This is a genomic window from Pseudomonas sp. P5_109, from assembly GCF_034009455.1.
Taxonomy (GTDB): domain Bacteria; phylum Pseudomonadota; class Gammaproteobacteria; order Pseudomonadales; family Pseudomonadaceae; genus Aquipseudomonas.
Genome location: NZ_CP125380.1, coordinates 559037 through 585203, shown reverse-complemented (window position 1 = coordinate 585203; position 26167 = coordinate 559037). Strand labels below are relative to the sequence as shown.

The window sequence follows — 26167 nt, the reverse complement described above, 5'->3', positions numbered from 1 at the left end:
ACGGTGCCTGTTGTCGCCATACGGCGTTGCCGCTCCTCGCCATAGCGGGCTATGACTCGTCGCGGCGCCTTGTCTGGCAACAACAGTCACTCGCCAAAAAAGGAACGTATTTGCGAAACAGAGCACTATCGACCACGAACCGCTTGTTCCAGCTCGGCGAAGCTTGGACGGTGCGCCGGGTACAGGACCTTGCGCCCGAACTCCACGGCCAGCGATGGCGGCATGCCGGAAGCCGACGCCACCAGCGAAGCCTTGATGGCTTCGTAGACGTTCAGCTCTTCCTTGGCATCGTGGGCCAGGGAATGGGCCAGCGGGCCAAAGAAGCCGTAGGCGGCGAGAATACCGAAGAAGGTACCGACCAGCGCCGCACCCACGTGCAGGCCGATGGACTTCTGGTCCCCCTCACCCAGCGAAGCCATGGTCACCACGATACCCAGTACCGCCGCGACGATACCGAAACCGGGCATGGCGTCGGCGATACCGTTCACCGCGTGGGACGGATGCTCCAGGTCTTCCTTGAGGCTGAACAGCTCCATGTCGAACAGGCCTTCCAACTCGTGCGGGGCCATGTTGCCGGAAGACATGATGCGCAGGTAATCGCAGATGAACGCGGTCATGCGCTCGTCCTTGAGGACCGTCGGGTACTTGGCGAAGATCGGGCTCGCGGCGGCATCTTCGATGTCGCCTTCGATGGCCATCATGCCTTCGCGGCGGCTCTTGTTGAGGATCTCGTAGATCAGGCCCAGCACTTCCAGGTAGAAGCCATGGTTGAAACGCGAACTGAACATGCTCAGGGACTTCTTGAGCACGTGCATCGTCATGTAGCCGGGGTTGGCCTGCAGGAATGCGCCGAGGGCAGCACCGCCGATGATCATGACCTCGAAAGGCTGGATCAGGGCGGCAATCTTGCCGTGGGAAAGCACGTATCCGCCGAGCACGCTCGCGAATACGACGATGATGCCGATAATTTTAGCCATAGGTTAGGAGAGCACTTACTGAGTCGGGTTCAAGGTCATATTCGGAAGTTAAAAAATCTCTTCTTCTACTTATCGGCAAAACTGCGCCAGACTATAGCCAGTTCAGGCGAAAAGCTAATTTGACCCCATCCGGGCACAGGTAATGTTGACAATGATCGCCTCCCACCATGGTTAACGAAACGAACGTTCCAACACCAAAACCGACGACGCTCGAAGGCTGGGTCAAGCTGCTCGATGGCGTACGCCTTCCCGTTCCGCAAGCCAGCCACGACCGTGTCTGCAAGGCCATCCGCAACAACCGCAGCTCGCTGCGCGATATCGCCGACCTCATGCAAGGCAGCCCCGCCCTGGCCTTGAGCGTGATTCGCGAAGCCAACCGGCACGCCCATGGCGGCATGACCGAACCGGCGGAAAACCTCGAGATCGCAATCAATCGCCTCGGCCTGAAGCGCACCGAAGAGCTGCTCGCGCGCCTGCCCGCCGAACCCCATTCAGAGATTCCCAAGGCCTTGCGTCAGCTGCAGATGATCAGCCAGCACGCCACGCAACAGGCCAACGGTTTTTTTGCCAGTCGCCTGGCGCGCCTGTGGCAGGACATCCATTGGGGCAGCCTGCTGTTTCTTTCGCCCTTGTGGCCTTTGGCGCTGACTCATCCAAAACTGCTCGAAGAGTGGGAGCTGCGGGTCATCCACAAAGGTGAGTCGGCACGTAAAGTTGAAAAGCAATTGTTCGGCGTACGCCTGCTGGACATCGGCCAGGCGCTGGTGGAGGTCTGGCGCTTGCCGATCTGGGTGCAGCAGGGCTATCGCCTGTTGCTCGCCGAGCAGCGGGAGCTGGTGAAAGTCCTGCGAATCGCCCGTGACAGCGAGCACCCGTTGCGCCAGCAGAACCGCCTCGATGACGATCCGACCCTGCGCCGCTGGCTCAATCAACCGGCCAATACGGTGCTGCTGGCCAACGGTCTGGCGCTGTCGGCACAACACGCCTGGGACAGCCCGCACAGTGAGCGCTGGCAGTACCTGACCAGCCTTTACCTGCAAATGCCGATGGATGAGGTGCAACAACAACTGCACCAGCAAGCCGCCAACAGCGCGCGCTATCACGCCATGCCTGACCTCTGGCACCCCGCTGAATCGCTGATCTGGCCGTGGGGCATGAACCGTATCCACGCCGGACTGCTGCCAGCCGCGGCACCGACCGCCGAAGACCTGGCGAAGTGGCGCAAGCAATGTGCCGAACTGCTGGTCGAGCCCAGTCGCTTCACCAACGCCATGCACTTGACCATCGCCGCCCGGGACGCCCTCGTGGCCTGCGGCATGCGCCGGGTGATGATCCTGATGGCCGACCGCACCCACGCCAACCTGCGCGTGCACCAGACGGCCGGATTGTCGAAGGAAGCGGCCGGGCTGAACTTCGTGGTCAGCCAGAGCAACGTGTTGCAACGGCTGCTCGCGCAACAGGCCCAGGTGCGCCTGACGCCCGCCAACAACGCGCAATTTTCGGCCCTGCTGCCCAACAGCCTGCGCTCGCAATTCAGTGGCGAACACCTGCTGCTGCGCTCGCTGGTCAACAATGGCCGGGTGATCATGATCGTCGTGGCGGATCAGGGCGGCGGGCCGCTTTCGGAAATTTCCGTTCAGGCCTTCGGCAAAACCGCGCAATGCATTGAAAAAGCCCTGCACAGCTTTAGCCACCGAGGCCAATAAGCTGCGCTACAATCCCCCTCTTTTGTGCTCTGGAGACCTCACATGTCTGACTTCTCTGGCTTGCCGCTGGTGATCGAGCCGAGCGACTTGCTCCCTCGCCTCGACGCCCGCGAACTGATTCTGGTGGACTTGACCAGTGCCGCCCGCTACGCCGAGGGGCACATCCCCGGCGCACGCTTTGTCGATCCGAAGCGCACGCAGCTCGGCCAGGCTCCGGCCCCAGGGCTGATGCCCCCGCTGGCAGCACTCGAAACGCTGTTTGGCGAGCTGGGACACAACCCCGACGCGGTCTACGTGGTGTATGACGACGAAGGCGGCGGTTGGGCCGGACGCTTCATCTGGTTGCTGGATGTCATCGGCCACAGCAAGTACCACTATATAGATGGCGGCCTGCCGGCCTGGCTGGCAGAAGGTTCGCCCATGTCGATCCAGATCCCGCCACCCGTGGGCGGCCCTGTTTCACTGACCTTGCACGACGAGCCCACCGCCACCCGCGAATACCTGCAAAGCCGTCTCGGCGCCGCCGACCTGGCGATCTGGGATGCACGCGGGCCGCTGGAGTATTCCGGCGAAAAAGTCCTCGCCGCCAAGGGCGGGCACATCCCCGGCGCGGTCAATTTCGAATGGACCGCCGGCATGGACCAGGCACGTCAGTTGCGCATCCGTACCGACATGCCACAGATCCTCGAACAACTCGGGATCAGCAAAGACAAAGAAGTGATTACCCACTGCCAGACCCACCATCGTTCTGGCTTCACCTATCTGGTGGCCAAGTCTCTCGGTTATCCGCGAGTCAAAGGCTACGCCGGCTCCTGGGGCGAATGGGGTAACCATCCCGACACGCCCGTAGAGATCTAAGGTTTTTAAGGACAGTAAATGAACAAGCGTCTGTTTATCATCAGCCAGTACCTCCTGCCCCACAACCTGCTCTCGCGACTGGCCGGCTGCATCGCCGAATGCCGCGTGCGCTGGTTCAAAAATGCCTTTACCGCCTGGTTCGCCAAGCGTTATCAAGTGGACATGTCCCAGGCGCTGGTCGAAGACCTGACCGCCTACGAGCACTTCAACGCGTTCTTCACCCGCGCGCTGAAAGACGGCGCCCGTCCGCTGGACGAAACCCCGGGCGCGATCCTCAGCCCGGCCGACGGCGCGATCAGCCAGCTCGGCCCGATCGAACACGGCCGCGTGTTCCAGGCCAAGGGTCACAGCTTCAGCGTGCTGGAACTGTTGGGTGGCGACGCAGCAAACGCCGCGCCGTTCATGGGTGGCGACTTCGCGACCATCTACCTGTCGCCGAAGGACTACCACCGTGTGCACATGCCGTTGGCCGGCACCCTGCGCGAGATGGTCTACATCCCGGGTCGCCTGTTCTCGGTCAACCAGACCACCGCTGAAAACGTTCCGGAACTGTTCGCCCGCAACGAACGCGTGGCGTGCATTTTCGACACCGAGCGCGGGCCGATGGCCGTGGTGCTGGTGGGCGCGATGATCGTGGCGTCGATCGAAACCGTCTGGGCCGGCCTGGTGACGCCGCCGAAGCGCGAGCTGAAAACCTTCCGCTACGACGAAGCCGCACGCGCGCCGATCCACCTGGAAAAAGGTGCGGAGCTGGGTCGCTTCAAACTGGGTTCGACCGCCGTCGTGCTGTTCGGGCCGGATCAGGTGAAGTGGGCTGAAGAAATGACCGCCGGTACAGCGGTGCAGATGGGTCAGGGCATGGGCTCACCAAAAGCCTAAAGACCAAGCTGCATCCCTGTGGGAGCGGGCTTGCTCGCGAAAGCGGACTTACAGTCAACATGGATGTTGAATGTGATGACGCCTTCGCGAGCAAGCCCGCTCCCACATTTGTATCGGGTGTATCAGAGCTGGCCGTCGCGATCGCGGAAGCCCAGCAGGTACAACACGCCATCCAGTCCCAGGGTCGAGATCGCCTGCTTGGCCGACTGCTTGACCAGCGGCTTGGCACGGAACGCCACGCCCAACCCGGCAATCGCCAGCATCGGCAAGTCATTGGCGCCATCGCCGACGGCAATGGTCTGCTCCAGACGCAAACCTTCCTTGTGTGCCAGCTCCTTCAGCAGATCAGCCTTGCGCTGTGCATCGACAATCGGCTCAACCGCGACGCCGGTGACCTTGCCGTCGACCACTTCCAGTTCGTTGGCAAACACATAGTCGATACCCAGCTTGGCCTGCAATTGCTTGGCGAAGTAGGTGAAGCCACCCGACAGGATCGCGGTCTTGTAGCCCAGGCGCTTGAGTTCGGCGAACAGGGTTTCGGCACCTTCGGTCAGGCGCAGCGAGGCGCCGATGGAATCCAGCACATTGACGTCCAGGCCTTTGAGCAAGGCCAGGCGTTCCTTGAAGCTGGCGCGGAAGTCCAGTTCACCGGCCATCGCCCGCTCAGTGATTTCCGAGACCTTGTCACCCACACCAGCCGCCTTGGCCAGCTCATCGATCACTTCGGCTTCGATCAGCGTCGAGTCCATGTCGAATACCGCCAGGCGACGGTTGCGACGGAACAGTGAATCTTCCTGGAAGGCGATGTCGACGTTCAGTTCCTGGGCGACGCTGAGGAATTCGGCACGCAGCGCCTGCGGATCAGCCGCCTCGCCACGCACGGAAAATTCGATGCAACCCTTGCCCTTGTCGGCCGGCGTATCCAGCGGCATGCGCCCGGACAGACGATCGATGTGGTCGATGTTCAGGCCATATTTGGCGGTGATCGAACTCACGGCCTGCAACTGCCCGGCTGTCACCTTGCGGGTCAACAGGGTCACGATGTGGCGCTTTTTGCCCTGGTTGCCGACCCACTGCTGGTAATCCTGTTCGGACACCGGCGTGAAACGCACTTGTTGATCGAGCTCGTAACCCTTGAACAGGATGTCCTTGAGCACGGACTTGCCTTGCTCGGTGTCGGGAATTTCAACCAGGATGCCGAACGACAAGGTGTCGTGGATCACCGCCTGACCGATGTCGAGAATGTTCACACCACCCTGGGCCAGAACGCCGGTAATGGCCGCAGTCAGACCCGGACGGTCGACTCCCGTGATGTTTATCAGGACGATTTCGCGCAAGGCGCACCCCCGCAGGTGGAAAAAAACCGCATTCTACCCACTTTCAGTGACCATCGGGCACCGTGAGCGCTTTGACGGTCTAGGGCCTGTCGCTATACTGCGCGTCAACTTCACGGACAAAAGAGCCGAGCTCAAGTGAACCGGCCCACGCCAGTAAAAACCGATAACTTCTTCCTGCTGATCTTCCGGGCACTGCGCCACCGCCGTGTACCGATTGCATTGCGCATCGCCAGCCATAACGTGATCCTGGTCGCCCTGGCCCTGGTCATCTATGCCGGTGTGATGGGCTTGCAGTTCAAGCAGGCCATGCACGAGCAGGCGGATGCGCTGGGCGAAAGCCTGACCACGCAGACGGCCACCTCGGCCACCGAGCTGTTGGTGTCCAACGACATCCTCAGCCTCAATGTGCTGCTCAACAACCTGACCAAGAACAAGCTGGTGGCCCACGCCGCCATCTACAGCCCGGACAACCGCATCCTCGCCGAATCCGGCCAGCGGCCAAAACATGGTCTGCTGGGCGAAGCCGAAGGCATGTACCAGAGCAAGATAACCTTCCAGGACGTGACGGCCGGGCAACTGCGCATCAGCCTGGACATGGACCAGTTCCAGCAGCCGATGACCATCAGCCTGCAAAGCATGGGTATCCTCAGTGCCATCCTGCTGGCCCTGTCCCTGGCCTTGAGCCTGCGCATGGGGCGGTATCTCTCCACGCCGCTGCTGCAATTGCGGGTATGGCTGCGCAATATCGATGAATACACCCCGGCTACCGACCGCCAGGACGAAATCGGTGACCTGGCGCGTCAACTGCACGCCAACTTCGCCCCGGAACCTGCTCCCGTGCCGGAGCCAGAACCGGAACTCGACGACGTCGAAGACGAACCAGAATTCGAAGTCCGTAACCTGCGCGACCCGAGTTTCGACGAGAGCCGCCCGGTAGCGGCGCTCAAGCCAGCACCTCGGCAGATCGTCAGCACCGTCGAAGACGACGATGACGAAGACCCGTTCGCCGACCTGCGCGACGAGTCACTGGACAGCCCGCCACAACCGGTGGTTCGCAAGGCCACGCCGAGCGTTCCGCAACACAGCGCGGTGCTGGCGGTGCAACTGGGTTCCCAGGAACAGCTGCGACGCCTGCCGCGGGCACGCCTGGAAGAACTGCTAGAACGCTATCGCGATTGCCTCGACCAGGCCGCTTCGCTGTATCAAGGCGAAGTGGAGACCCTGAACGATGGCAGTACGTTGATGCTGTTCCACACCGAAGACAGCGGCGACGATTACCTGACCAACGCCATTTGCTGTGGCGAGCTGCTGCGGGCCCTGGGCCACCAGTTGCAGATCGAAGTCGCGGACAGCGGCATCACCCTGCAATTGCAGCTAGGCCTGACCCTCGGCGACGAGCTGTTCGGCCTGAGCCAGATCGACCTGCTGCTGACCGACTCCGCCCAGGACGCCCTGGCCCTGTCGCAACACAGCCGCAACCTGCTGCTGGTGGAGCGCAAGATCAGCGATGACGCGTTGATTCGCCAGCGCGCACGGATCCGTCCGATTGCCAGCCCTGAGGGAGCTTGCTGCGTGGAGCGGTTGATGGAGCCTTATCCGTCGATGCTTGAGCGGCAACTGGCGCGGATGCACGAGCGTCGCGCTTAAGCCTTGACCCCGATGTGAAGAAGCCCGCAGATGAGTGATCGTCTGCGGGCTTTTTTGTTGCCTGTCATGACGCCTTCGCGAGCAAGCCCGCTCCCACAGGTTCAGGGCCGTTCACATAATATGTGTACGACGCGGACACTGTGGGAGCGGGCTTGCCCGCGAAGAGGCCGGAACTGACGCCAGAAATCTCCAACCTGCAGAAACAACAAAGCCCGCACAAGGCGGGCTTTGTTTGAAGTCCATCCAGACTCAGAAGCGGAACACTTCCATATCCGTACGAATAGGTGCCGCCATCGGGATCTTCGGCTGCTTTTCCTGTTCTACCGCAGGTGCTGCCGCCTTGGCTGCCGGCTTGCGCGGGGCTTCGGCGATCGGTGGCTGATTGGCCAGCGGCTTGAGCGCCACCGACAGTTGCTCGGCCAGGCGCTGCAGCAACACACCCTGAGCCTGGACCTGAGCCGCCGTACTACCGGCATGCTGTTCCTGCAAATGGATGATGCGGTTGTCGCGAACTTGCCCGCGACGGTCGATCAGACGCCATTGCGCATCGAGGATCGCTGGTTGTTTGGCACCCGAATCCAGGCGCGTGATGGTCAGCAATACCTGAACGTCCGGGGTGAAACCCAATGTCGCCGGGGCCAACACTACGCGCTGGCTGTCCAGGTGACCCGCGACCTGACGCAGCAGCAACTGATCGATATCCGACGAAAGGCTACCGGCCCAACGACCGTCGGTCGAGGCTTGCAAGCTGCCATCCGGCTGACGCTGCAACAGGGTTTCGCGTTGCAGGTAGTCGGCCACGGTGACTGGCCCCAACAATACCGCCATGCCCGCGTTCTGTGCAGGCTGAACCGGACTTCCAGCGTCAAGCTGATACAACGACACCGGCTGGTGAACGCTGCAACCCGCCAGGCCAAGAACGCCAGCGAGCATAAGAATAAAAGGAAGGCGCAGAGCAGTCATCGTCCCATCCAGGTGATCGTTAAAAGGCTGATCACAGTGAAAATACTCAATAAATATGAAGAACGCGCGGCAATGCCGGCGCTTGAAAGGCCATATCATCCGTGAATATGCGTTCCGACTCCAGCGCAAAGCGCCGAACTACGGGTTAAATCGTAGGTCGGCGTCTCTAAATCGCCTAATTGAGGTTTTCGACGAGCAGCGCATCGACCCGCTGGAAGCCACGCGGCAACTTATTGCCACGACGGCCACGTTCACCCTTGTAGTGTTCGAGGTCGTCCGCTTTCAGTGACAAGGTACGTTTTCCGGCCTGCAACACCAGTGTCGCACCGTCCGGCAATACGGCGATGTCCGTGACATACTCTTCGCGACTGGCCACTCGCTCACCGGGAATCCCGATGATTTTGTTGCCTTTGCCCTTACCTAATTGTGGCAGGTCGCTGATCTTGAATATCAGTAGGCGACCTTCGGTCGTCACCGACGCCAGCCAGTTCTGCTCACGATCGGCCACAGGGCGCGGCAGCATGACCTTGGCGTTGTTCGGCAGACTCAACAGCGCCTTGCCCGCCTTGTTCTTGGCCTGCAGGTCTTCACCCTTGACCACGAAACCGTAGCCGGCGTCGGAGGCGATCACGTACAGCGCATCGTCTTCCGGCATCAGCACGCATTCGAAACTCGCCCCCGGTGGCGGCGTCAGGCGACCGGTCAGCGGTTCGCCCTGGCCACGAGCCGACGGCAAGGTATGGGCGGCCACCGAATAACTGCGGCCGGTGGAGTCGATGAACACGGCAAACTGGTTGGAGCGCCCGGCTGCCAGCGCCTTGAAACCGTCCCCGGCCTTGTAGGAAAGCCCGGTGGCATCGATTTCGTGGCCTTTGGCGGAACGGATCCAGCCTTTTTCCGACAGCACGACCGTCACTTTCTCGTTCGGCAGCAGATCGTGTTCGGTCAGGGCCTTGGCCTCGGCGCGCTCGACGATTGGCGAACGACGGTCGTCGCCATAGGTTTCGGCATCCTTGATCAGCTCGGTGCGCACCAGCTTCTTAAGCTTGGCTTCGCTGCCCAGCAAGGCTTGCAGCTTGGCTTGTTCCTTGAGCAGTTCATCCTGCTCGGCTCGCAGCTTCATCTCTTCCAGCCGCGCCAACTGACGCAGGCGGGTGTCGAGGATGTAGTCGGCCTGGATTTCGCTGAGGGCAAAGCGCTCGATCAGCGCGGCTTTCGGATGTTCCTCGGTACGGATGATGTGGATCACTTCATCCAGGTTGAGGTAAGCGATCAACAAACCGTCCAACAGGTGCAGGCGACGCTCGACCTTGTCGAGGCGGAATTGCAGGCGACGACGCACGGTCTGCACCCGGAACTCCAACCATTCAACCAGCAGCGCTCGCAGGTTTTTCAGCTGCGGCTTGCCGTCCAGGCCGATGATATTGATGTTGACCCGGTAGCTCGACTCCAGCTCGGTGCTGGCGAACAGGTGCTGCATCAGCGCATCGTGGTCGAAGTTTTTCCGCGCACCCGGAATGATCACGATCCGGCACGGGTTTTCGTGGTCGGATTCGTCACGCAGGTCGGCAATTTGCGGCGCCTTGGACGGCTTGGCCTGCATCATCGCGGCGATCTGCTCCAGCACCTTGGCGCCCGAGACCTGATGCGGCAGAGCAGTGACGATAATGTCGCCGTCTTCGATGTGATACACGGCGCGCATGCGCACCGAACCGCGACCGGTTTCGTAGATTTTCAGCAGGTCGGCGCGCGGGGTGATGATTTCCGCTTCGGTCGGGTAGTCCGGGCCCTGGATGTGTTCACAGAGCTGTTCGACCGTGGCCTTGGGCTCGTCGAGCAAGCGCACGCAGGCGGTGGCGACTTCGCGCAGGTTGTGCGGCGGCACGTCGGTGGCCATGCCTACGGCGATACCGGTGGTGCCGTTGAGCAGAATGTTCGGCAGACGGGCTGGCAAGACCAGCGGCTCGTCCAGCGTGCCGTCGAAGTTCGGCCCCCAGTCCGCGGTGCCCTGGCCCAGTTCGCTGAGCAGCACTTCGGAATAACGCGACAAGCGCGCTTCGGTATAACGCATGGCGGCGAAGGACTTGGGATCATCCGGCGCACCCCAGTTACCCTGGCCGTCGACCAGCGTGTAGCGATAGCTGAACGGCTGGGCCATCAGCACCATGGCTTCGTAGCAGGCCGAGTCGCCGTGGGGGTGGAATTTACCGAGCACGTCACCGACGGTACGCGCCGACTTCTTGTGCTTGGAATCGGCGTCCAGCCCCAGCTCGCTCATGGCGTAGATGATACGCCGCTGTACCGGTTTCAGACCGTCGCCGATATGCGGCAAGGCACGGTCCATGATCACGTACATGGAGTAGTTGAGGTAGGCATTTTCGGTGAAGTCAGCCAGTGACCGGCGTTCTACACCGTCCAGGCTGAGATCAAGGGAGTCGCTCATGCGGGCCTCATCGGTTCGTTGTCTGGCGCAGCAGCATGGTGCCACCGCGCTGGGTAAATTCAAGTTTGTTCAGTGCGCTCATGCCGAGCAGCACCTGATCGCCATGCAGCCCCGGGGCCACCAGTGCACGTACGTCGTGCAACACGATGCCGCCCAGTTGCAGGCGTTCGATCCGGGTGCGATAGCCCTGGCTCAGGCCATTGGCCGTGCTCAGGGTTACGCCGAAACCTTCTTCGAGCTTCAAACGCTTGGCCAGGTCCGCCGGGATCGACACATCGGTTGCCCCGGTGTCGAGCATGAAGTCCACCGGCTGGCCGTTGATCTGGCCGCTGGCAACGAAATGCCCCTGCACATTGCTGACCAGCTTCACTTCAATGAAACCTTCGCCCTGCTCCGAACTGACCACCACATTCGGATTTTGCTGTCGAGCTTCCCACTGGCCGAAAAACCGCGCGGCCAGGAACAGCCCGGCACACCAGGCCAGCACCATGAACACTCGGCCGATGCGCTGACCCGGCGATTGTTGTCTCACGGCTTGGCACTCCAGCCACCGTCCGGTGCGGCAAAGCGCCAGACCACCGGACGCAATTCACCATCGACGCGCGCGCCAAAATTGTTGTCGACACCGATCCAGGCGCCATCGGCATCCACGATCAATGCTTCCTCGAGGCCATAATCCTGTGGATAACGACGGTTCTCCTGCAACAACTCGGCGGCGTACGACCAGCAGCGCTCGACCTTGGCCGTCTGTGGATCCCGGCGGCAAATCTTGTAGGCATTGCGTTCAAGGGTGAAGAGCTTGCCGTTGAACAGGGATAAATCGGAAAAGTCCCGGTGAACAGCTCTGGCGTGAGGGAACTGCCCTGGCTGCATTTCCACGCCTGCCTCGCTCAGCAGCACGCAGCCACCGTCGCAGTCCCACAACGTCTGCTTGCGCTTGATCAGCAGCAGCCCACGGCCCTGACGCTCGGCGGCGAACCACATCTGATCGCCCGCCGGATTGATTGCCAGCCCTTCGAACAACGCATTGAATTGCAATAGCAGGCCTCTGGCCCTTGCCTCGCGAACCAGCATCGGCGAGATTTTCAACCACGCGGCAGGCCCCGTTGGTGGCACCTGCAAGACAGCGGCATGGCCTTCGCTGACGATGTAGCGATTGCCAGCGCTGTCGCAGGTGATGCCTTCGAAATCCAGATCGCCGCCACGTATGAACGAAGCTCCCCAGACGCTAGACTTCAGCCCCCAGGGCAAACCGCTGTCAGGCACCGGCGGCACGTCAATGTGCACCGTTTCGGCCTGCCAGACTGGCTCGCGGGTATCGAGGCGATAGATCTGATCATCGTCGCGGTCGGAAACCGCCCACAGTTCATTGCCACACTGCGCCAGCCCGGACAGGTTGCCACCGCGCATGCCGTTGACGACATGCCCGGACAACAGGCGCAACTCTGGTGCCGGTTCGGCGCAAACCGTTATCGACGTCAGCAGCAACCCACAGGCCAGGGCAAAGCCCAGACGCATCAGCCCAGCACCTCGGCCAGGTTGCCCTTGGACTCCAGCCAGGTCTTGCGGTCACCGGCGCGTTTCTTCGCCAGCAGCATGTCCATCATTTCCGAGGTCGCCTCGAAATCTTCCAGGGTCAATTGCACCAGACGCCGAGTGTTCGGATCCATGGTGGTCTCGCGTAGCTGCGGCGGGTTCATCTCGCCCAGCCCCTTGAATCGGGTGACCTGCGGCTTGCCGCGTTTCTTCTCGGCCACCAGGCGATCGAGGATGCCATCGCGCTCGGCTTCATCGAGGGCGTAGTAGATCTCTTTGCCCAGGTCGATGCGGTACAGCGGCGGCATCGCGACATAGACGTGACCGGCATCCACCAACGGGCGGAAATGCTGGACGAACAAGGCGCACAGCAAGGTCGCGATGTGCAGGCCGTCGGAGTCGGCGTCGGCGAGGATGCAGATCTTGCCGTAGCGCAGCTGGCTCATGTCCGCCGCGCCCGGATCGACACCAATGGCCACGGCAATGTTGTGCACTTCCTGGCTGGCCAGCACTTCGCTGCCGTCGACTTCCCAGGTGTTGAGGATCTTGCCGCGCAACGGCAGGATTGCCTGGAACTCTTTGTCCCGCGCTTGTTTGGCAGAACCGCCGGCGGAATCACCTTCCACCAGGAACAGTTCGGAACGCATCGGGTCCTGTCCGGCACAGTCGGCCAGTTTGCCCGGCAGCGCCGGGCCTTGGGTGACGCGTTTACGCTCGACTTTCTTGCTCGCCTTCAAACGACGGCCGGCGTTGTTGATTGCCAGTTCCGCCAGCAGCATGCCGGTTTCCGGGTTGGCGTTAAGCCACAGGCTGAAGGCATCCTTGACCACACCGGAGACGAATGCCGCCGCTTCACGGGACGACAGGCGCTCCTTGGTCTGGCCGGAGAATTGCGGCTCCTGCATCTTCATCGACAACACGAAGGCAATACGTTCCCAGACGTCCTCCGGCGCCAGCTTCACGCCGCGCGGCAACAGGCTGCGGAATTCACAGAATTCGCGCATGGCATCGAGCAGGCCCTGACGCAATCCGTTGACGTGAGTACCGCCCTGGGCTGTCGGGATCAGGTTGACGTAGCTTTCCTGCACCGCGTCGCCACCTTCGGGTAGCCACAGCAGCGCCCAATCGACCGCTTCCTTATTACCGGCGAAGGCGCCGCAGAACGGCTCGTCCGGCAGGCGTTCGAATTCGGTGACCGCGTCCACCAGATAGGAACGCAGGCCGTCTTCGTAATGCCATTCGACTTTCTCGCCGGAGGCCTTGTCTTCAAAGCTGACCAACAGCCCCGGGCACAACACGGCCTTGGCCTTGAGCACGTGCTTGAGGCGGCTGATGGAGAATTTCGGCGAGTCGAAGTATTTCGGATCCGGCGCGAAGAACACGCTGGTGCCGGTGTTGCGTTTGCCGACAGTGCCGACGATTTCCAGCTCGGTGGCCTTGTAGCCATCCTTGAAGGTCATCTGGTATTCGTTGCCGTCACGTTTTACACGCACCCGGACTTCGGTGGACAAGGCGTTGACCACGGAAATACCCACCCCGTGCAGACCGCCGGAGAACTGGTAGTTCTTGTTGGAAAACTTGCCACCGGCATGCAGCTTGGTGAGGATCAGCTCGACGCCCGAAACACCTTCCTCGGGGTGAATGTCCACTGGCATGCCCCGGCCGTCATCGCTGACTTCCAGGGAATGGTCGGCGTGCAGGATCACCTGCACCGATGAGGCGTGCCCGGCCAAGGCTTCGTCGACGCTGTTGTCGATGACTTCCTGGGCAAGGTGGTTCGGCCGACTGGTGTCGGTGTACATGCCGGGGCGTTTGCGCACCGGGTCGAGGCCCGAGAGGACTTCGATGGCGTCTGCGTTATAAGAGCTAGCGCTGGGAGTGGCCATGGGTTCTCGTCGTCAGTGTTCGGTGAAAAAAGAATTCATGGGGCTATCGCTCACAATGCGGTGAAATCGATGGCCTGGTACAAATCGGCGCCAATGCCGGCAAAACTCAACATGGCCGGCATTCGCGCGGCAAAACCCTGGAAACTGTGGTCGCCGCCGGCCTGGATACGCAAGGCGCATGCCCGGTAATACTGCTGGGCGAGGCGATAGTCCAGCGTTTCGTCAGCTGTCTGCAACCATACCTGATAACGCTCCGGTTCCCGGGGCGCCGGCACTTCCAGTTCGGCCAGGGCCGTCACGTGGTCGTGGGTCATTTCCCAGGTCTCTTCGGTATACAGGTTTTTCTGCGTCCCCAGATAGCCGTCGAACATCCGGTGCGGGCTGACGGCAGGATTGATCAACAGGGCTTTCAAGCCATGGCGCTCGGCCAGGTGAGTGGCATAGTAGCCGCCGAGTGAGCTGCCGACCAGCAGTGGCCGCCCCAGCTCGGCAATCGCCTGTTCCAGCTGGGTTATCGCCTGGCGCGGGTGATGGTGCAATGCCGGCACGCGCAACTGTTCGCTCAGGCCCAGGCGCTCCATCACTTCGACCAACTGACAGGCCTTCTTCGACAACGGCGAGCTGTTGAAGCCGTGGATATAAAGGATCGAACCGGACATTTGAGCTCCCTGTGCGTCGGCTAAAGAGGCGGAGTTTACAGGGACTCGGGGGAATCGGGGATATCCACAGAATTCAGGGCGCCAGTGTAGACGCCTTCGCGAGCAAGCCCGCTCCCACAGGGATCTGAGGTGCTCCAAAAACCCTGTGGGAGCGGGCTTGCTCGCGAAGGCCGCGCCTCGGTCTTTGGAAGTAACAGAAAAATCAGTAGCCGTTGGAACCGTAATCCACAGTGAAATCGAACCCGATAACCCGCTCCACCCCGGTTTCCAGCCGCCCGTCGGGCAGCAGTCGCAACCAGCGATAGCCTGGCGCCTGTTCCCCAACCTTGAAATCCTCGCTGCCCGGCTCGAACTGAATGCAGGTCGAGGGCGAGGCGATCAGACGCACGCCGTTACGTAATTGATCGATTTCCTGGTGCACATGCCCCCACAACACGGCACGCACCTGTGGAAACCGATCCAGCACTTCAAAAAACGCCTCGGGATTACGCAGGCCGATAGGCTCCATCCAGGCGCAGCCAATCGACACCGGATGATGGTGGAAACACACCAGGTGATGGCGTTCCGGCGCTTCGCTCAACGAGCGGGCGAGCAACTGCAATTGTTCGTCCTGCAAATACCCCGGCACCGAGCCCGGTACGGCGGAATCGAGCAACGTAACCCGCCAGTTGCCGATATCCACCACCGGTTCGAGCAAGGCGCTCTGCACCGCCGCCTCGGCCATGATCTGCGGTTCGTCGTGATTGCCGGGGATCCAGCGCGCCGGCGCATCGAGCTGGCGCGTCATGTCGCGAAACTGCTGGTAGGACTCCAGTGTCCCATCCTGGGACAGATCCCCCGTGGCCAGGATCAAGTCAATCCGTGGCTGCTGCTCGCGCACCAGTTCGATCACCCGTTGCAGGCTGTCGCGGGTGTTCATGCCCAGCAACGCGCCGTCCGCTTCGGCAAACAGGTGACTGTCGGAGAGTTGCACCAGCAACGCCGGATCGGCGGTGGTCAATGTGGATACGCTCGGCAAGGCGTTCTCCCAGGGCGTGATCACGGGGATGGGTAAGTGCGCCAATTATGCTGGGGGATGATCGAAAGGGGAAACCAATGAACCTGACGCAGTTCACAACTGCGGTTCACAGTTAACGGACTACTTCGTACTCATGCCCCAGTGCCAGGCAATGGCTCAGCCATTCGCCCAGAAACATGTTCAGTTGGGCCTTCTCGTCCGGCTGGTGCATCGAGGCATTCGGGTAAGGATAGATGCCGCGAAAGCGTCGCGCATGTTCGGCGCTGACCACTTCGGCCATGCGCGCGTCGTGATAGACCTGCACTTCCAGTTGCGGCACCGGCAGCCACGGCAGGCTGTGTTCCTGACGCACTTGCAGGGTCGTTGTGTAAGGACAGGTCAGCAGCACTTCCAGCGCCAACACGCCGAGCATCTGGTCGCCATGGGTCACGGCGATGCGCCGCGCCGCGGGCTCGCTGCGCATGTCCGGCAGTAGTCGCATCAGGCGCGCGTAGTTCGCCTCGCAGGACGCTTGCAGCCCCACCAGGTCCACCCGATAGCGATCGCGCAGCTTGTTTACGACCATAACCCCCTCACTTCAACGCGGTTCAAAGCCAGCCATTGCAAGGCAATGATGCTCGCCGCGTTGGCAATACGCCCGTCGCGTACGGCTTGAAGGGCATCTTCAAAGGCCCAGACCGTGACGCGGATATCTTCTGCCTCTTCCTCCAGCCCATGCAGGCCGCCAACCCCGGAACTGTCGCAACGCCCCAGATACAGATGCACGAATTCGTTGCTGCCGCCCGGCGATGGAAAGTATTTGAGCATCGGCCAGAGCGCCCCGATTTCCAGCCCAGCTTCCTCTTGCGCCTCGCGGTGAGCAACTGCTTCCGGCACTTCTTCCTTGTCGATCAGACCAGCGACCAGTTCGATCAGCCACGGGTTGTCGGTCTTGCCCATGGCACCGACGCGAAACTGCTCGATCAGCACCACTTCATCGCGCTGCGGGTCGTACGGCAGCATGCAGACCGCGTCATGGCGAACGAATACTTCACGATTGATCTCGCGGCTCATGCCCCCGGCGAACAATTCGTGGCGCAAGTGCACGCGTTCGAGCTTGTAGAAGCCCTCGTAGCATTTTTCGCGCCGCACGATATCAACGGCGGTCGGAATGGCGTTGGCAAAATCCGTCATGATTATCCTCGTTACTGCAGATCCTGAACGAGGCTGCTTTTCCTGGGCCTCGACTTCGCGCCATCCTAACGCGCCCATGACGTTTGATGCAGCCCCTTTCCCGTCAGCGGGATGGACGGCTAGGACGAAACCCACTCTAATTAGCTTAGTGGCGAACTGACTGCTTTGTTGAGAGTCGAAGCCGGTAACTTTTTGCCTTCCCCTGTTTCAGAAAGGACGCCCATGTCGCTTTTCAAAATCGCCTCCGTGGCCGCTATCGCCCTGACCCTGGGCGCCTGCGCGAGCCTGTTCCAGCCCAACTACCGGACGCCGCTGGAAACCACCCGCGACGCCTCTGAACAGCTCAAGCCCGGTTGCAGCAACCCGGATTGCCCGCTGGTCAATATCGACACGCTGCACTTTCCGGCCGAACCGCAATTGGACGGCATCATCGAAAAACGCCTGCTGCAAATGACCCGCACCTCGCCCGATGCCCCGGTGGCACCGACCCTGGCGGCCTATCGCGAAGAGTTTTTGCGCACCGCCGGCCCGCGTTACAGCAGCTATCTGCAGGCCAAGGTACGTGAGCAGCATGACGGCTTGGTGATCATCGAATTGTCCAGCTACCTGGACACCGGCGGTGCCCATGGCACGCCAGGTCGAGGCTTCATCAACTATTCGCGCCAGCAGCATAAAGTGCTGACGCTGTCGGACATGCTGGTGCCAGGGCAGGAAGACGCGTTCTGGAAAGCCGCGCAGGTGGCGCATAACAGCTGGCTGATCAGCACCAAGCTCGATCAGGAAGCGGAGTTCGTGAAGAGCTGGCCGTTCCAGAAAACCCAGAACGTGGCGCTGACCTACGGCGGGGTGATCCTCAAGTACGAAACCAGCACCATTGCGCCTTACGCGCTGGGCCATGTCGAACTGAAGATCCCCTACCCTCGCCTGAACGGCATCATCAAGCCCGAGCTGTTTCCCGGCCGTAACTGAAGGCCCGGCCCAGCACTAGCTGGAGCAACCCTGCCACGACCAGTGCTGGCAGGGTTGCACCGACATCCGGATACAGGTTGGCCAACAAGTGATAGGTGCTGACCCCGCCCAGCCAGGCGAGCAGTGCTGGCCAGCGCAATGCGGCCGAGGCCACCTTGGCGCTGCGCTTGCGCAGGATGAAATGGTCCACCAGCACCACGCCGAACAACGGCGCAAACACCGAACCAATCAGCAGCAGGAAGTTCTGGTACTGGGCCAACGGCGCCAGCAGGGCAATCAGCGTGCAGATGACGCCGATGGCCAGGGCCAGGTGTTCGACTTTGGCGCGCATCAGAATCCCGCTGGACACTGCCGCCGAGTGAATATCGGCAAAGGCGTTTTCCGACTCATCCAGCAGAATCAGCAGCAGCGGAATCCCCAGGCCGGCACCGGCCAACGCCAGCAGCAAGGCATTGACTTCACCGCTCGGCGCGAACGCCAGGGTGTAGGCTACGCCCAGGCTCATCAGCCAGAAATTACCGATGAAGAAACCGATGGCAGTGCCACCGAAGACGTTTTTCGCGCGCTTGCCGAAACGCGAGTAGTCGGCGATCAGCGGCAACCACGACAGCGGCATGGCAATGGCGATGTCGAAGCCCACGGCGAACGGCATCGAACCGTCACCGGCCTGGGCCCACAACGCGGCCAGGTCAGCCTTGGCGAACAGGTTCCAGGTCAGCCAGATGCACGCGGCCAGCAGCAGCCAGATGCCCCATTTGCGCAGGATCTGCCGGACGAAAGTCAGCGGGCCGCTGACCGCGAGCAAGGTCGCCAATGCGCCGAAGAACAGCGTCCACAGCACCGGGTTGGAGATCAGGCTGCCTTCACTGAAGGCTTTGGCGCCCAACAGGCTCGCGGCATCGCGCATGACGATGATTTCGAACGAACCCCAGCCGATCAATTGCAGCAGGTTCAGCACCGCCGGCAGGCTCGCGCCCTTGGTACCGAGGCTGAGCTTGAGCGCGGCCATCGACGACAGGCCGGTGTCACTGCCGATTACCCCGACCGCGGCCAGCAGCAGAACGCCGACCAGGGTGCCGAGAAAAATCGCCAGCAACGAACCGGACAGGCCCAGGCCCGGTGCGAGCAATGCACCGGTCTGCAACACCATCAGGCCGATGCCGAGGGAGAACCACAGGGAAAACAGGTCGCGGCCGCCGAAGACACGTTTGTCGGTCGGCACTGCGATGTCGGGGGAGTAAGTGCTGGGTTGAATGCTCAAGGGTGTTATCTCAGAGGAATATGTTTTGTCATTGAGATCATGGGTGTCTGGTCTGACGCCTTCGCGAGCAAGCCCGCTCCCACATTTGGCCTGCGAATACAGGTCCAATGTGGGAGCGGGCTTGCTCGCGAAAGGGGCGGTGCAAGCACCGCCGACCTCAGCTCAGATCAAACTTTCTGATACAGCTGACTGCCTTCCTGCTTGAAGCGCTCGGCCTGTTCGGCCATGCCCTGGGCGACGTCCACGTCGACCGCTTCGATCCGTTGGTTGGCCGCGTACTCGCGGACTTCCTGGGTGATCTTCATCGAGCAGAATTTCGGCCCGCACATCGAGCAGAAGTGCGCGACCTTGGCCGAATCCTTCGGCAGCGTCTCATCGTGATACGAACGAGCGGTGTCCGGATCAAGACCCAGGTTGAACTGGTCTTCCCAACGGAACTCAAAGCGCGCCTTGCTCAAGGCATTGTCGCGGATCTGCGCGCCCGGGTGCCCCTTCGCCAGATCGGCGGCATGCGCGGCGATCTTGTAGGTGATGATCCCGGTCTTCACGTCATCCTTGTTCGGCAGGCCCAGGTGTTCCTTCGGCGTCACGTAGCAGAGCATGGCGCAACCGAACCAGCCGATCATCGCCGCACCGATACCGGAGGTGATGTGGTCATAGCCTGGCGCGATGTCGGTGGTCAGCGGGCCGAGGGTGTAGAACGGCGCCTCGTCGCAGCACTCGAGCTGCTTGTCCATGTTCTCTTTGATCAACTGCATCGGCACGTGGCCCGGGCCTTCGATCATGCACTGCACGTCGTGCTTCCAGGCAATCTTGGTCAACTCGCCGAGGGTTTCCAGTTCGCCGAACTGCGCTTCGTCGTTGGCGTCGGCAATCGAGCCCGGACGCAGGCCATCGCCCAGCGAGAAGCTGACGTCGTAGGCCTTCATGATTTCGCAGATGTCTTCGAAATGGGTGTAGAGGAAGTTCTCTTTATGGTGCGCCAGGCACCACTTGGCCATGATCGAACCACCACGGGAGACGATGCCGGTCACGCGCTTGGCGGTCATCGGCACATAGCGCAACAGCACGCCGGCGTGGATGGTGAAGTAGTCGACGCCCTGCTCGGCCTGCTCGATCAGCGTGTCGCGGAACAGTTCCCAGGTCAGGTCTTCGGCCACACCGCCAACTTTTTCCAGGGCCTGGTAGATCGGCACGGTACCGATCGGCACCGGCGAGTTGCGGATGATCCACTCGCGGGTTTCGTGAATGTGTTTGCCGGTGGACAGGTCCATGACCGTATCCGAACCCCAGCGAATGCCCCAGGTCAGTTTCGCCACTTCTTCTTCGATGGACGAACCCAGGGCGCTGTTGCCGATGTTGCCGTTGATCTTCACCAGGAAGTTACGGCCGATAATCATCGGTTCCAGTTCGGTGTGGTTGATGTTGGCCGGAATGATCGCGCGGCCACGGGCGATTTCGTCACGGACGAATTCAGGGGTGATGATTTTCGGCACGCTGGCGCCGAAGCTGTGACCGGCGTGTTGCTGGTCCAGCAGGCCGGCGGCGCGGGCCACTTCCAGCTTCATGTTTTCGCGGATGGCAACGTATTCCATCTCGGCGGTGATGATGCCTTGGCGCGCGTAGTGCATCTGGCTGACGTTGGCACCCGGCTTGGCGCGGCGCGGGTTGTTGACGTGAGCGAAGCGCAGCTTGGTCAGTTCCGGATCGGCAAGGCGCTCCTGGCCGAAGTTCGAGCTCAGGCCGCTCAGGCGCTCGGTATCGCCACGGGATTCGATCCACGGCGAACGCACGTCGGCCAGGCCTTTGCGCACATCGATGATGACATTGGGGTCGGTGTACGGGCCCGAGGTGTCGTACACCACCACCGGCGCGTTGACCTCGCCACCGAAGTCGGTCGGCGTCACGTCCAGGCTGATTTCGCGCATCGGCACGAGGATGTCCGGGCGGGTGCCCTGAACATAGATTTTTTGCGAGCGGGTAAACGGCTGAACCGATTGCTGATCGACCTTGGCCGAGTCACTCAGGTTGGTGGCGATTTTTGCTTTTGTAGTCATCACGGGCTCTCCAGACAGCATCCAGGCATTGGATTTTTGTCGGAGCGAACCTGTAAACGAATGGACGCACGGGCGCTGGGAAAACCAGCTGTGCTGTGCTCAGTGCTCGAGGGGTGTTCGATTGTCGAACAACATCCCGGACGAAGCACAAGAGGACTCGCCGGGTGACGAGAAATCTTGTTCCCTACGCAGGCGCTAACCTGATCAGGTTCAACGGGATCCGAAATTATTCGATCTCAGCCTCATAGCAAGGCACCCCGACAAGAACCCGGCCAGTCTAGACACAACTGACAAAGAACGCCAACCCCACTGCAAATACCATGATGAATGGCGTTATTACAGGCAGTATCAGGATTGTTGCCGCCCGAATGCACAACTACACTCGCTACGCTGAGCCGCGCATTGACGCTGTCAAAGCAGGGCCTTAGCCTTGGCGCTCAAATTACCTGTGTAATATCAATTCTAGGGATCGTCTATGCTGCGCAAACTTTCACTGGCCCTTGCCGTGTCTTGTGCGTCCAACGGAATGGCCTGGGCAGCAGATGCGCCCTTATCGAACAAGACGGACCTCGTCAGCGTTTATCAGGAAGCCGTAAACAACAACTCCGATCTGGCGGCTGCCATCGCCCAATACGGCGCGCAGAAGGAAGTCGTGCCCCAGGCCCGCGCCGGGTTGCTGCCGAACCTCTCGGGCGGCGCCGATGTTGCCGAGGTGCGTACGTCGCTCGATCAACCTTCGGGCACGACCAACCGCGATGCTCATTCGTACCAGGCCACTTTGGCGCAGCCGCTGTTCCGCGCCGATCGCTGGTTCCAGTTCCAGGCCGCCAAGGAAGTCAACGAACAGGCTGCCCTGCAGCTCTCGGCGACCGAGCAGAATTTGATCCTGCAAACCGCTGACAGCTATTTCAACGTGCTGCGCAGCCAGGACAACCTGGCCTCGACCAAGGCCGAAGAAGCGGCGTTCAAACGCCAACTCGATCAATCCAACGAGCGTTTCGATGTCGGCCTCTCGGACAAGACCGACGTGTTGAACTCACAAGCCAGCTACGACACCGCACGCGCCAACCGCATCGTTGCGCAGCGCCAGGTGGACGACGCCTTTGAAGCATTGATCACCCTGACCAACCGCCAGTACAACTCGATCTGGGGCATCAGCCATAACCTGCCGATCCTGCCGCCAGTACCGAACGACGCCAAGGCCTGGGTCGAAACGGCGGGCCGGCAGAACCTCAACCTGTTGGCCAGCAATTATGCCGTCAGCGCCGCCGAGCAAACCCTCAAGCAACGCAAGTCCGGGCACTTGCCAACGGTTGATGCGATCGCCAAGTACGAGAAGGGCGACAACGACGCACTGGGCTTCAGCAACCCGAACAACTTGCCCCAGGCGTACGGCGGCAACGTCGAGCAAACGACCGTGGGCCTGCAACTGAACATCCCGATCTACAGCGGCGGCCTGATCAACTCCCAAGTGCGCCAGTCGTATGCACAACTGGACCAGACCGAGCAGCAACGCGAATCCCTGCGCCGCAGCATCGTGGAAAACACCCGCGACCTGCACCGCGCGGTGAACACCGATGTCGAGCAGGTACAGGCGCGCAAGCAATCGATCATTTCCAACCAGAGCGCGGTGGAAGCGACTGAAATCGGCTATCAGGTGGGTACGCGAAACATCGTCGACGTGCTGGATGCGCAGCGTCAGCTCTACTCCTCGGTGCGCGACTACAACAACACCCGCTACGACTACATCCTCGACAACCTGCGCTTGAAGCAACAGGCCGGCACATTGAACCCCGGGGATCTGCAAAACCTGGCACGCTGGCTCAATCCGAACTACAACCCGGACAAGGATTTCCTGCCACCGGATCTGGCCAAGGCGGCAGAGGAGCAGTTGAAAGCGCGCCCTGATCAGTAAAAGCCAAAGCTTCGCGAGCAAGCCCGCTCCCACATTGAGCTGCTGTCGTACACAAAACCTGTGTTCACAGAAAGTCCAATGTGGGAGCGGCGGTGCGGCGATCCGACTTGCTCGCGAATGAATACAACTCGGTCTAACGCTCGATCAACCGCCCCAACCCATCCAGCAAGCGCTGCAATGCACCCTGATTGGCGCGCATCACTTTCAACCCGGCCTCTGCCATGCGCTGCGCATCACGGGGCAGTTCGAACAGTCGCTGCACCGCCACCGCCAGCCCTTCGGCATCCTCTACTTCCTGCAACGCCCCGGCACTGCGCAACTGCGCGGCGATTTCGAGGAAGTTGAACAGATGCGGCCCGCTCAACACCGGTTTAGCGAGGGCGGCCGGCTCCAGCAGGTTATGCCCGCCATTGGGCACCAGACTGCCGCCGACGAAGGCACTGTCCGCCAGGGCGTAGAGAAACAGCAACTCGCCCATGGTGTCGCCCAGCAGCACCGACGTATTGGCACTGACCGCATCACCGCTCGAACGGCGGACCGTGGCAAACCCTTGTTGCTGGCACAACCCGTACACCGAATTGAAGCGCTCCGGATGACGCGGTACCAGAATCAGCAAGGCATCGGGGTGACTGGCCAACAGCTGACGATGAGCCGCCAGCACCACCTCGTCTTCGCCGTCATGGGTGCTGGCCGCGATCCACACCGGTCGCTCCAGCGCTTGCCATTGCCCGCGCAATTGGCTGGCGCGCTCAAGCAGTTGCGGGTCGATGGTCAGGTCGAACTTGATCGAACCGGTCACTTCGACGGCTTCAGCCCGTGCGCCGAGATTCCGGAAACGCTGGGCTTCGGCTTCGGTCTGCACCGCGAACAGGCTCATCTCGGCCAGCATCGGCCGGGTCAGCTTGGGGAACCGGCCGTAGCCCCTGGCCGACCGCTCGGACAGTCGCGCATTGGCCAGCGCCACGGGAATGCCACGCTTGGCACATTGATGGATATGGTTGGGCCACAGTTCGGTTTCCATGATCACCGCCAGTTTCGGCTGGACCCGATCGAGGAAGCGCCGGGCAGCGCAAGGCAGGTCGTACGGCAGATAACAGTGCTGGATGCGCGGCTCATTGGCGAACAGCGCGAGGATGCGTTCCGACCCGGTCGGCGTCATGCAGGTCACCGTGATCGGCAAATCCGGATAACGCGCCAGCAAGGCGCGGATCATCGGTGCGGCAGCAATGCTTTCGCCCACCGAGACGGCGTGCACCCAGATGCCGCCCGGTTTCAGCGCCGGCATCCCGTAGGAGAATCGCTCGCCGATGCGCCTGGCATACGCCGGCGCCTTGCGCGCGCGCAGCCACAGCCGAATCGCTACCAATGGCAGCCCCAGATAAAACAGCGCGGTGTAGAGAGTTCTATTCATGGCGGCGGAGTTTATCGGCTTTTTTCGCCAATCGTCTGCAAGTGCACGGCAAAACGTTCGGCGAGCCAGCGCGCGGCCGGGCCGAGCGGTTCGTCCCGGCGCCATACCAGCTCCACCACCAGGGCTGGCGGGGTCCATTCGCTGACCAGTTCGACCATCTGATTCTGATACGTCGGGTACTGCACCACATGGCGCGGCAACCAGGCCCAGCCGAGGCCGCGCACCAGCCATTCGGCCATCACATAGAAACTGTCAGCGCGCCAGACTTGCGGGCTGGCGGGGTCACTGCCGGGATAAATGCTCGACTCCGTGGACATCAGCAACTGCCGATGCAGCGCCAGTTGCTGGCCGTCCACCGAGCCTTTGCCCGCCAACGGATGATCCTTGCCACACACCGTGACCATTTCTACACTGCCCAGCACCCGCCGCTCGAGTGCCTCGGGAATCTGATCGTGAAAGAACAGCAGCCCCAGATCGGCGCGCCGTTCCACCAGCTTGCGCGCGACATCGCCCTGGGCGGCGCTGGTCAGTTGCACTTCAAGGCTGGGAAATTTTTCCGCCAGGGCCTCGAAGCTTTCGATGATCGGCTGATAAGGCATCGCCTCATCCTGCGCCACACGCAGTCGCGCCTCCTGGCCGCGCATCATTGCCAGTGCCCGGCCGTTGAGTCGTTCGCACTGGCGCAACACTTCCCGCGCTTCGTCCAGCAAAGCCGTGCCGGCTTCGGTGAGTTTCGGCTGGCGGCCGCTGCTGCGGTCGAACAAGCTGACGCCCAGGTCTTCTTCCAGCAACGCGATCGAACTGCTGACCGCCGACTGCGCCTTGCGCTGATCCCGCGCCACGGCAGAAAACGAGCGCTGCTCGGCTACGCTGACAAACAACCGCAGCTGCTCAAGATTCCATTGCATGCTCATGGCTCAACCCATCTTCCAAACAGATAGGTAATGACTTTACCGCATCTGGCGAATCTCTAGAATGCCGACCTCAGAGAGCAACACTTCACACGAGGATTGACCCATGACCGCTTACTACTACCTGGCCATTGCCATCTGCGCCGAAGTGATTGCCACTGTTTCGATGAAAGCGGTCAAGGGCTTCAGCACCCCGCTGCCACTGGTGCTGGTCATCGTCGGTTACGGGATCGCCTTCTGGATGCTGACCCTGGTGGTGCGCAGCGTCCCGGTGGGCGTGGCGTACGCCGTGTGGGCCGGCATGGGGATCGTGATGGTCAGCGTTGCGGCGCTGTTCATCTACGGGCAGAAGCTGGACGTACCGGCAATGCTGGGGATGGCGCTGATTGTGCTGGGCGTGGTGGTCATCCAGCTCTTCTCCAAAACCGCCGGCCACTGACACTCTGTAGGAGCCGGCTTGCTGGCGATCCGGCCAACGCGGTGTGCCTGATGCACCGCTATCGCCAGCAAGCCGGCTCCTACAAACATCTAACCCGCCACCCTTGTATACTGCGCCCTCGT

General features: G+C 61.3%; 22 protein-coding genes and 1 riboswitch. Of the genes, 7 read left to right on the top strand and 15 right to left on the bottom strand.

From position 1 onward, the window contains the following. Positions 1 to 125: 125 nt before the first annotated feature. Positions 126 to 977 carry a flagellar motor stator protein MotA gene (gene motA / locus QMK54_RS02495; protein ID WP_008048039.1) on the bottom strand — a complete coding sequence of 284 codons (852 nt, stop codon included), beginning with the start codon at positions 975 to 977 and terminating at the stop codon, positions 126 to 128. A 167-nt stretch (positions 978 to 1144) separates the two neighbouring features. On the opposite strand from motA, the gene QMK54_RS02490 reads away from it, so the two are divergent. From QMK54_RS02490 to asd, 3 genes are read left to right on the top strand one after another with little or no spacing between them, the layout of a single operon-like run. Next, positions 1145 to 2683: an HDOD domain-containing protein gene (locus QMK54_RS02490; protein WP_320401994.1), complete on the top strand. Its 1539-nt coding sequence runs from the start codon at positions 1145 to 1147 to the stop codon at positions 2681 to 2683. A gap of 42 nt (positions 2684 to 2725) precedes the next feature. Further along, complete coding sequence (gene rhdA, locus QMK54_RS02485) at positions 2726 to 3541, top strand: thiosulfate sulfurtransferase (protein ID WP_223593896.1); 816 nt, start codon at positions 2726 to 2728, stop codon at positions 3539 to 3541. An 18-nt stretch (positions 3542 to 3559) separates the two neighbouring features. Further along, positions 3560 to 4420 carry an archaetidylserine decarboxylase gene (gene asd / locus QMK54_RS02480; RefSeq protein WP_223593886.1) on the top strand — a complete coding sequence of 287 codons (861 nt, stop codon included), beginning with the start codon at positions 3560 to 3562 and terminating at the stop codon, positions 4418 to 4420. Between the two features lie 122 nt (positions 4421 to 4542). On the opposite strand, the gene serB is transcribed toward asd, so the two are convergent. Continuing rightward, a complete protein-coding gene (gene serB, locus QMK54_RS02475) occupies positions 4543 to 5757 on the bottom strand; it encodes a phosphoserine phosphatase SerB (RefSeq protein WP_057395688.1) in 1215 nt (404 codons plus the stop codon). 135 nt (positions 5758 to 5892) lie between these two features. Between serB and QMK54_RS02470 the strand changes: the two genes are divergently transcribed. Next, complete coding sequence (locus QMK54_RS02470) at positions 5893 to 7404, top strand: AhpA/YtjB family protein (protein WP_320401993.1); 1512 nt, start codon at positions 5893 to 5895, stop codon at positions 7402 to 7404. A gap of 249 nt (positions 7405 to 7653) precedes the next feature. Here the strand turns inward: QMK54_RS02470 and QMK54_RS02465 are convergent, their stop codons facing one another. The 9 genes from QMK54_RS02465 to QMK54_RS02425 all read right to left on the bottom strand — a co-directional run bounded on the left by QMK54_RS02465 (position 7654) and on the right by QMK54_RS02425 (position 17082). Then, on the bottom strand, positions 7654 to 8367 hold the full coding sequence (locus QMK54_RS02465) for a membrane integrity-associated transporter subunit PqiC (protein ID WP_110661285.1): 714 nt from the start codon (positions 8365 to 8367) through the stop codon (positions 7654 to 7656). Positions 8368 to 8542: 175 nt separating this feature from the next. Next, positions 8543 to 10810: a DNA topoisomerase IV subunit A gene (gene parC, locus QMK54_RS02460; RefSeq protein ID WP_223593881.1), complete on the bottom strand. Its 2268-nt coding sequence runs from the start codon at positions 10808 to 10810 to the stop codon at positions 8543 to 8545. Positions 10811 to 10817: 7 nt separating this feature from the next. Next, positions 10818 to 11342, bottom strand: a complete 525-nt coding sequence (locus tag QMK54_RS02455; RefSeq protein ID WP_110661287.1) for a TIGR02281 family clan AA aspartic protease — start codon at positions 11340 to 11342, stop codon at positions 10818 to 10820. Further along, positions 11339 to 12328: an esterase-like activity of phytase family protein gene (locus QMK54_RS02450; RefSeq protein ID WP_110661288.1), complete on the bottom strand. Its 990-nt coding sequence runs from the start codon at positions 12326 to 12328 to the stop codon at positions 11339 to 11341. Before QMK54_RS02450 ends, QMK54_RS02455 begins: the two co-directional genes overlap by 4 nt. Then, a complete protein-coding gene (gene parE / locus QMK54_RS02445) occupies positions 12328 to 14232 on the bottom strand; it encodes a DNA topoisomerase IV subunit B (RefSeq protein ID WP_223593879.1) in 1905 nt (634 codons plus the stop codon). Before parE ends, QMK54_RS02450 begins: the two co-directional genes overlap by 1 nt. Positions 14233 to 14282: 50 nt before the next feature. Continuing rightward, positions 14283 to 14891: a YqiA/YcfP family alpha/beta fold hydrolase gene (locus QMK54_RS02440; protein ID WP_110661290.1), complete on the bottom strand. Its 609-nt coding sequence runs from the start codon at positions 14889 to 14891 to the stop codon at positions 14283 to 14285. A gap of 202 nt (positions 14892 to 15093) precedes the next feature. Beyond that, positions 15094 to 15909, bottom strand: a complete 816-nt coding sequence (gene cpdA / locus QMK54_RS02435; RefSeq protein ID WP_320401992.1) for a 3',5'-cyclic-AMP phosphodiesterase — start codon at positions 15907 to 15909, stop codon at positions 15094 to 15096. Between the two features lie 112 nt (positions 15910 to 16021). After that, positions 16022 to 16474: a DUF1249 domain-containing protein gene (locus QMK54_RS02430; protein WP_007977461.1), complete on the bottom strand. Its 453-nt coding sequence runs from the start codon at positions 16472 to 16474 to the stop codon at positions 16022 to 16024. Next, the gene (locus QMK54_RS02425) at positions 16465 to 17082 is read right to left on the bottom strand and encodes an NUDIX domain-containing protein (RefSeq protein ID WP_110660369.1); all 618 of its coding nucleotides are present in this window, start codon (positions 17080 to 17082) and stop codon (positions 16465 to 16467) included. The genes QMK54_RS02430 and QMK54_RS02425 overlap by 10 nt, the downstream gene beginning before the upstream one ends. Before the next feature lie 222 nt (positions 17083 to 17304). On the opposite strand from QMK54_RS02425, the gene QMK54_RS02420 reads away from it, so the two are divergent. Next, positions 17305 to 18051, top strand: coding sequence for an RsiV family protein (locus QMK54_RS02420; RefSeq protein WP_110660370.1), 747 nt, complete (start codon positions 17305 to 17307; stop codon positions 18049 to 18051). Here the strand turns inward: QMK54_RS02420 and cytX are convergent. Beyond that, on the bottom strand, positions 18020 to 19312 hold the full coding sequence (gene cytX / locus QMK54_RS02415) for a putative hydroxymethylpyrimidine transporter CytX (protein ID WP_110660371.1): 1293 nt from the start codon (positions 19310 to 19312) through the stop codon (positions 18020 to 18022). The genes QMK54_RS02420 and cytX overlap by 32 nt on opposite strands. A gap of 167 nt (positions 19313 to 19479) precedes the next feature. After that, positions 19480 to 21369, bottom strand: coding sequence for a phosphomethylpyrimidine synthase ThiC (thiC, locus tag QMK54_RS02410; protein ID WP_034148712.1), 1890 nt, complete (start codon positions 21367 to 21369; stop codon positions 19480 to 19482). A 164-nt stretch (positions 21370 to 21533) separates the two neighbouring features. Then, a riboswitch (TPP riboswitch) is annotated at positions 21534 to 21639 on the bottom strand. 205 nt (positions 21640 to 21844) lie between these two features. On the opposite strand from thiC, the gene QMK54_RS02405 reads away from it, so the two are divergent. Then, on the top strand, positions 21845 to 23284 hold the full coding sequence (locus tag QMK54_RS02405) for a TolC family outer membrane protein (protein WP_110660372.1): 1440 nt from the start codon (positions 21845 to 21847) through the stop codon (positions 23282 to 23284). A 133-nt stretch (positions 23285 to 23417) separates the two neighbouring features. Here the strand turns inward: QMK54_RS02405 and waaA are convergent, their stop codons facing one another. Both waaA and QMK54_RS02395 read right to left on the bottom strand, forming a co-directional pair. Further along, positions 23418 to 24695 (bottom strand): lipid IV(A) 3-deoxy-D-manno-octulosonic acid transferase, encoded by a 1278-nt coding sequence (waaA, locus tag QMK54_RS02400; RefSeq protein ID WP_110660373.1) that lies wholly within the window; start codon positions 24693 to 24695, stop codon positions 23418 to 23420. 11 nt (positions 24696 to 24706) lie between these two features. Continuing rightward, positions 24707 to 25609 carry a LysR family transcriptional regulator gene (locus QMK54_RS02395; protein WP_181432064.1) on the bottom strand — a complete coding sequence of 301 codons (903 nt, stop codon included), beginning with the start codon at positions 25607 to 25609 and terminating at the stop codon, positions 24707 to 24709. Positions 25610 to 25712: 103 nt separating this feature from the next. Between QMK54_RS02395 and QMK54_RS02390 the strand changes: the two genes are divergently transcribed. Further along, on the top strand, positions 25713 to 26045 hold the full coding sequence (locus QMK54_RS02390) for a DMT family transporter (RefSeq protein WP_015093202.1): 333 nt from the start codon (positions 25713 to 25715) through the stop codon (positions 26043 to 26045). Positions 26046 to 26167: the final 122 nt, after the last annotated feature.

Excerpts from the sequence above, each read along its gene's own strand:
- motA (WP_008048039.1), bottom strand. The coding sequence starts at position 977 with ATGGCTAAAATTATCGGCATCATCGTCGTATTCGCGAGCGTGCTCGGC.
- thiC (WP_034148712.1), bottom strand. The coding sequence starts at position 21,369 with ATGACTACAAAAGCAAAAATCGCCACCAACCTGAGTGACTCGGCCAAG.
- QMK54_RS02430 (WP_007977461.1), bottom strand. The coding sequence starts at position 16,474 with ATGGTCGTAAACAAGCTGCGCGATCGCTATCGGGTGGACCTGGTGGGG.
- asd (WP_223593886.1), top strand. The coding sequence starts at position 3,560 with ATGAACAAGCGTCTGTTTATCATCAGCCAGTACCTCCTGCCCCACAAC.
- QMK54_RS02395 (WP_181432064.1), bottom strand. The coding sequence starts at position 25,609 with ATGAGCATGCAATGGAATCTTGAGCAGCTGCGGTTGTTTGTCAGCGTA.
- QMK54_RS02425 (WP_110660369.1), bottom strand. The coding sequence starts at position 17,082 with ATGACGGATTTTGCCAACGCCATTCCGACCGCCGTTGATATCGTGCGG.
- QMK54_RS02465 (WP_110661285.1), bottom strand. The coding sequence starts at position 8,367 with ATGACTGCTCTGCGCCTTCCTTTTATTCTTATGCTCGCTGGCGTTCTT.
- waaA (WP_110660373.1), bottom strand. The coding sequence starts at position 24,695 with ATGAATAGAACTCTCTACACCGCGCTGTTTTATCTGGGGCTGCCATTG.
- QMK54_RS02390 (WP_015093202.1), top strand. The coding sequence starts at position 25,713 with ATGACCGCTTACTACTACCTGGCCATTGCCATCTGCGCCGAAGTGATT.
- QMK54_RS02450 (WP_110661288.1), bottom strand. The coding sequence starts at position 12,328 with ATGCGTCTGGGCTTTGCCCTGGCCTGTGGGTTGCTGCTGACGTCGATA.
- QMK54_RS02405 (WP_110660372.1), top strand. The coding sequence starts at position 21,845 with ATGCTGCGCAAACTTTCACTGGCCCTTGCCGTGTCTTGTGCGTCCAAC.
- rhdA (WP_223593896.1), top strand. The coding sequence starts at position 2,726 with ATGTCTGACTTCTCTGGCTTGCCGCTGGTGATCGAGCCGAGCGACTTG.
- QMK54_RS02440 (WP_110661290.1), bottom strand. The coding sequence starts at position 14,891 with ATGTCCGGTTCGATCCTTTATATCCACGGCTTCAACAGCTCGCCGTTG.
- parE (WP_223593879.1), bottom strand. The coding sequence starts at position 14,232 with ATGGCCACTCCCAGCGCTAGCTCTTATAACGCAGACGCCATCGAAGTC.
- parC (WP_223593881.1), bottom strand. The coding sequence starts at position 10,810 with ATGAGCGACTCCCTTGATCTCAGCCTGGACGGTGTAGAACGCCGGTCA.
- QMK54_RS02420 (WP_110660370.1), top strand. The coding sequence starts at position 17,305 with ATGTCGCTTTTCAAAATCGCCTCCGTGGCCGCTATCGCCCTGACCCTG.
- QMK54_RS02490 (WP_320401994.1), top strand. The coding sequence starts at position 1,145 with ATGGTTAACGAAACGAACGTTCCAACACCAAAACCGACGACGCTCGAA.